This is a genomic window from Prevotella sp. HJM029, from assembly GCF_000599605.1.
Taxonomy (GTDB): Bacteria; Bacteroidota; Bacteroidia; order Bacteroidales; family Bacteroidaceae; genus Prevotella.
In genome coordinates, this window is record NZ_AZHT01000014.1 from 22,743 (window position 1) to 28,742 (window position 6,000).

Below are 6,000 nucleotides of genomic sequence, written 5' to 3' on the forward strand. Positions count from 1 at the left end.
AAAATGTGTAAACATGCTCTCCTATATCTTCTATTTCGTTCAAATTTAGGCTTATATGATGAAAGTAGCCCCCATTTTAGGTCTCTTTTTCACTTATGCTACCTTTTTTGATTTTGTTCATTGCGGTAAACATCTCGCCAGTAACCTTTTCTTACGGCTGACGAATGCACAAGGCTGCGTTAGGAGATAAAAAAGGTGGAGCAGCACGAATTGTGCTGCTCCACCTTGTGATTGATTGCTTCAGGGTGATGAACGATAGCAATTTGCCGATGCGCCCTTCGCGCACCCTTGCATGCTAAGGTTAACACACCTTGTGCGAGCCTTGCCCAATGACGATGGGGATGACTTCGGGGGCATGGCCATATTTCTGTGCGAATTTCTCGCGTGCGGTTTGAATGAACGTGTCATAGAGGGCATCTTCCACCAAATTGATGGTGCAACCGCCAAAGCCGCCGCCCATGATGCGGCTGCCGGCAATGCCACATTCCTTGGCGATGTCGTTGAGATAGTCGAGTTCTTCGCACGACACATCGTAGTCTTTGCTCAATCCCTCGTGGGTCTCGAACATCTTCTGCCCCACGGTGGCATAATCGTCGCGCTCCAAAGCATCGCACACGGCGAGCACGCGTTCTTTCTCTCCGAGCACGTAGCGGGCGCGCTTGAAGTCTTCTTCGTTGAGTTGGGCCTTCACGCTCTCCAACTGGTCGAAGTTGCAATCGCGCAGGGTTTTGATGTCGCAATCGGGATATTTCTTCGCAATGACTTCCACAACGTGCTCGCAACTCTTGCGGCGGTCGTTATAGGGGCTGCCCACTAATTCGTGCTTCACTTTGGAGTTGAGCAGCACTAATTTGTAGCCTTTGGGGTGGAAGGGGAAGTATTCGAACTCGCGGCTCTGGCAGTCTAAGCGCATGAGCTTGCCTTCTTGCCCGAAGACGCTGGCAAACTGGTCCATGATGCCGCAATTCACCCCAATATATTTGTGCTCGGTGGCTTGGCCGATGAGCGCCAAATCCCATTTGGAAAGCTGATTGTTGCCAAACAAATCGTTGAGAGCAAAGGCGAAGCAGCTCTCTAAAGCGGCGCTTGACGACATGCCTGCGCCCAAGGGGACGTCGCCATAGAAGGCGGCGTTGAAGCCTGCGATGGCAATGCCGCGGTCGAGCATCTCGCGCACAACACCATAGATGTAGCGTGCCCATGTAGCGCGCGGGCCTTTGGGGTCGTTGACGGCAAATTCCACACGGTCTTTCAAATCGATGGAGTAGAGCATGATGGTGTTGGTGCCGTTGGGACGGATTTCGGCCATAATGCCTTTGTCGACAGCTCCGGGGAACACGTAGCCTCCGTTGTAATCGGTGTGCTCGCCAATGAGATTAATGCGTCCGGGCGACATGTAGATGTTGCCCGTCTGGCCATCAAAGTGTTTGATGAACCGGCTTCTTACTTTTTCAATGTCCATGTTAGTAATATTTTAAAAGTGTTTTTAATTCGTTGTTGCTACAAAAATAGCAGCCTTTTTTTGGAGTTCTCTCTTGCGATTTTCCTCGTAGATGGGCTCTGTTTAAAGACTGCTATTCTTGCTATCGTAAACGTTTAACCGTTAGCCGACTTTCCCTGTATTGCTCTTTGCGGGGCGTGACCCGATTAAGGCGTAGAACAACATGTAGGCGAGCATGGCGACAACAATCCAATAGCTGTTGATGTCGCCAATTTTGCGTGCCATGAGATTTTGGATTAAAGGCATGAGTCCGCCACCGACAACCATGGTCATAAATAGTCCCGATGCTGTTGCGGTGTATTTGCCTAAGCCTTCTGTTGCGAGGTTGAAGATAACCCCCCACATCACAGATGTGCACAAGCCGCAGAGGATGATGAACAACACCTTGGCGGGAACCTCTGCATCGATGAAGCAGCTATGGGAGAGGTCGGGCACGGTGAGGCTGATTTTGCTGGCTTCGGGCATGAAGATAGCCACCAAAAGGAACAGGAGTGCAACGCATGAAGTGACGGTGAGTTGCGTGCGTGACGAAACTTTTCCGCTGATGAATGCGCTCACAAAGCGACCAACGAGCATCAAAAGCCAGTAAACACCTGCAATGAGACCTGCGATGGCGGCGCTTCCAAGCACGCCTCCTTTAGCCACAGGTTCGCTAAGATAGAAGAGTAATTGGCCGGGAACGCCCACTTCAATGCCCACGTAGAAGAAAATGGCAATGATACCTAAAACTAATTGGCGATAGGCTAATGCGCCTTTGATGCCTGCAAGCACGTCAGATTTTTCGGTCTCTGGTTCAGTGAGCTGTGTAAACCAAACGATGACAAACGATGCTGCAAAAATAATCATTGCAATCACCAACAATGGCGTGACAACCTTTAGCGATGTGTCTTTTGTGATTTCGCCAATCATCGAACCCGCGAAGATTGGGGTGAGTGTGGCAGCCAATGAATTGAGTGATCCACCGGTTTGAATAAGCTGGTTGCCGCGGTTCCCACCACCACCAAGAAGGTTGAGCATGGGGTTAACGACGGTGTTAAGGATGCACACGCAGAAACCACAGATGAAAGCACCAAGTAAGTAGACCACATAGGTGCTGATGGCATTACCATCCATCGTGCTTGAGCAGTATTGAATGACAATACCGATGAAGCCTAAGGCTAAGGCAACAAGTGCTGTCTTCTTGTAGCCATACTTGGTAATCATCATGCCTGCGGGAATTCCCATGAAGAGATAAGCTGCAAAGTTCATCATGTTACCCATCATGCCTGCCCAATCATAATGTTCTTTCCAAATGGTTCCAAATGGGGCGGCCATGTTGGTGACAAATGCAATCATTGCAAATAAGAACATCATGGTGATGATAGCCACTAATGCTCCTTTCTTTTTTGTTTGATTTTCCATTGTTATATTTCTGTTTTTATTGATTAATCTCTATATTTTTCTATTCCAAATTTATAAATGGTTTTCTGCTTATATTGTTCACCGGGATTCAGAATGACCGATGGGAAATAGGGGTGATTGGGTGTGTCGGGGAAGTGCTGCGCTTCTAAGCAAATGGCAGATCGTGCAGGGAACGTCGCACCATGATAGCCAGCAAAACCATTTTCAAAATTGCCGGTATAGAGCTGCATACCAGGTTCAGTGGTGTACATTTCTAAGGTTCTTCCCGATTGTGGTTCAATGAGTTTTGCTGCAAAGCTAAGTTCCTTTTCTTCTTTCTTATTGAGCACATAGCAATGGTCATAGCCTGTGCCATGTTTCAGTTGCTCGTGATTGTCGTTGATGCGTTCCCCAATCGTTTTCGGCGTGGTGAAATCAAACGGCGTGTGGGCTACCTTCAATATTTCTCCAGTAGGAATGCTTGTTTTGTCAATAGGAAGATAAAAGTCTGCATTGATTTCACAGATTACATTCTCGACAGTTGGTGTAGGATGAGCCACGCCGCTTAATGAAAAGAATGCATGATGTGTGAGGTTGAGAATAGTTTGCTTGTTGGTGGTAGCGATATAGTCAATGATAAGTTCGTTGTCATCGGTGAAAGTGTAGATGACTGTTGTCTTCAGCTCACCCGAAAAGCCCTCTTCTCCATAGGCCGACACATAGTAAAGCACCAACGTTTGGTCGTTCATGCGTTCTGCATCCCAAACTCTGTCGTTGAAGCCATGCTTCCCTCCGTGCAGGCTATTGGGACCATTATTAATATTTAAACGGTATTCTTTACCATGTAATTGGAACTTTCCTTTTGCAATTCTGTTCCCATATCGCCCTATCAGTCGGCTCAGATAGGGCTCTGGCGAATTGATAACATCTTGGATGTTGTCGTGACCTTGGATAATGTTTGCATAATGTCCGTTTTTATCGGGCATCATAATTGCAACAATAGCACCACCATAATTTGTAATAGCAACCTCATTTCCTAATGCATTCCTTAAGATGTATAGGTCGGTTTGTTTTCCGTTTACGATGGTTTTGAAATCATCTCGCTCCAGACCGCAGCGATTGTTCACAGGTTCGGTATTCATTTTCATTTGGTGTTTTTTAGTTACATAATACCTGCAAAGTAACAGAAAAAAAATGAATACTCAAAAAGAAACGTCAAAAAAAATCTGTTAACGAATTATATTTTAATTTTAATTGTCATGAGCAGATCTGATACTACATAGCTTGACCCTCCCACGAAAATAAAATCATCGGGTTGAGCATCTTGCAATGCTTGTCGGTAGGCTGCCTCAACGGTTCCAAAACAAATTCCTCGCATTCCTTTTCGTAGGGCTAAGTCGGCCACTTGTTGCACGGGAATAGCACGTTTAGTACGGGCTTGTGTCCAATAGTATTGTGCTTCTTGTGGAAGCAAATCCATCACAGCATTGATATCTTTATCGTCTACCATGCCGAAGACAATCCGTTTTTTGCGTGCAGGCTGGCGCTTCAGTTGCTGAGCAATATATTGCCACCCCGCAAGATTGTGTCCAGTGTCGCAGATAACCGTTGGATTGTGCTGTATAGTCATCCAGCGTCCTAAGAGATGCGTGCTCGCAGCCACATGTTGTAAGGCGTAGAGTTGTGATGTTAAATCAATATTGAGCGATTTTAAAACGCCAACTGCTGTTAGCACCGTGTTCATATTCTTTTCTTGATAATCGCCTTCCAAATCGCAATGCAGGTGCTGATAGTGCACCGTCTCGTAGTCACGCCCCTGTTGTTGTTCGTTAATCTGACTGCTAATCACTTCCGGATGATCCTGTGCAAAGGTGATGGGGACATTCTGCTCTTTGGCTTTTTGCAGAAATATTGTGCGTGTCTCAGGCACGTCCTCGCCGATGACGACAGGTACATGAGGCTTGATAATTCCAGCCTTTTCTGCGGCAATACTCGCCAATGTGTTGCCCAAAAATTGAGTGTGATCAAAGCTAATATTTGTGATGATAGAGAGGATGGGAGTGATAACATTCGTACAGTCTAAGCGCCCGCCTAATCCTACTTCGATAACGGCAATCTCCACATGCTCGTCAGCGAAATACTTGAGTGCTATGGCTGTGGTGAGTTCGAAAAAAGAAGGGTGGAGAGGATCAAAGAAAGTGCGCTCTTTTTCAACGAAATCTACTACATATTGCTCGCTAATACAGGCGCTATTGACACGTATTCTCTCACGAAAATCTTTGATGTGTGGCGATGTGTATAGCCCCACTTTGTAACCTTTGGCTTGTAACAGTGCTGCAAGCGAATGGGAACAAGACCCCTTTCCATTGGTTCCTGCGATGTGAATGGTCTTATAATTTTTGTGTGGGTGTTGAAAATGTTCATCTAAAATGCGGGTGTTGTGCAAATCATCCTTATAAGCCTTTGCTCCAATCTGCTCAAAAACAGGCGTACTATTAAATAGGTAAGCTATTGTTTCTTGATAATTCATATTTGTGTTGTTATTATGTTTTGGAGTGGGGGGCACATTTGCAGTATCACTTTGCTGATCCTTTTGTATTAAGTAGTCAGCTGGTATGCATCAACTCCGCATACAAAGGTATAAAATATATGCAGGATGGCAACAGGAAAAGTGGTATAAATTTATTCCATTATGGATTTTAGACGCTTGTAAAGAGTTATGCCACCTTACGAATCATAATTTCTAATATTCATGCTTAGATGTTTAGCCAGCAGAATATTTTCTTAGATGTTTTCATCATTACGTATTTCGTTTTTGGGGTAGCATGCTCCATAGAATTCTTAGTTCTTTTTATAATATCTTTGCGATTTTCCTTAAAAGTTTATACCTTTGCACCCAATATTCATTCAAGGTGCAATCTCTTTAGAACAAATAATAGCGCAAAAATAAGCATATTGCCTTTTAATAGTTTTTAGAGAGTAAGCCAAATGGTTGTAGAATAGATATAAATTATTAATAACTCTAAATGAGTCATTATATTAATCAAAGAAAATGAAACAAAAGAAGCTGTATGAAATGCCGGTTTGCAGGGTCATTCCTTTGCCGGAAGAGTATTTGT

General features: G+C 44.9%; 4 protein-coding genes. All 4 read right to left on the minus strand.

Translation table 11 applies throughout. The features are described 5' to 3' along the window. Window positions 1–301: 301 nt before the first annotated feature. Entirely contained in the window at window positions 302–1,462 is a 1,161-nt protein-coding gene (gene galK, locus X919_RS0101310) for a galactokinase (RefSeq protein WP_028898695.1), read from the minus strand. 141 nt (window positions 1,463–1,603) lie between these two features. Continuing rightward, window positions 1,604–2,902: an MFS transporter gene (locus X919_RS0101315; RefSeq protein ID WP_028898696.1), complete on the minus strand. Its 1,299-nt coding sequence runs from the start codon at window positions 2,900–2,902 to the stop codon at window positions 1,604–1,606. Between the two features lie 23 nt (window positions 2,903–2,925). Further along, window positions 2,926–4,023 carry an aldose epimerase family protein gene (locus X919_RS0101320; RefSeq protein ID WP_028898697.1) on the minus strand — a complete coding sequence of 366 codons (1,098 nt, stop codon included), beginning with the start codon at window positions 4,021–4,023 and terminating at the stop codon, window positions 2,926–2,928. A gap of 95 nt (window positions 4,024–4,118) precedes the next feature. Beyond that, a complete protein-coding gene (locus tag X919_RS0101325; RefSeq protein ID WP_028898698.1) occupies window positions 4,119–5,411 on the minus strand; it encodes a bifunctional folylpolyglutamate synthase/dihydrofolate synthase in 1,293 nt (430 codons plus the stop codon). Window positions 5,412–6,000 lie beyond the last annotated feature (589 nt).

Bases quoted from the DNA above. Each gene is read 5' to 3' on its own strand.
- galK (WP_028898695.1), bottom strand. From the start codon at position 1,462: ATGGACATTGAAAAAGTAAGAAGCCGGTTCATCAAACACTTTGATGGC.
- X919_RS0101315 (WP_028898696.1), bottom strand. From the start codon at position 2,902: ATGGAAAATCAAACAAAAAAGAAAGGAGCATTAGTGGCTATCATCACC.
- X919_RS0101320 (WP_028898697.1), bottom strand. From the start codon at position 4,023: ATGAATACCGAACCTGTGAACAATCGCTGCGGTCTGGAGCGAGATGAT.
- X919_RS0101325 (WP_028898698.1), bottom strand. From the start codon at position 5,411: ATGAATTATCAAGAAACAATAGCTTACCTATTTAATAGTACGCCTGTT.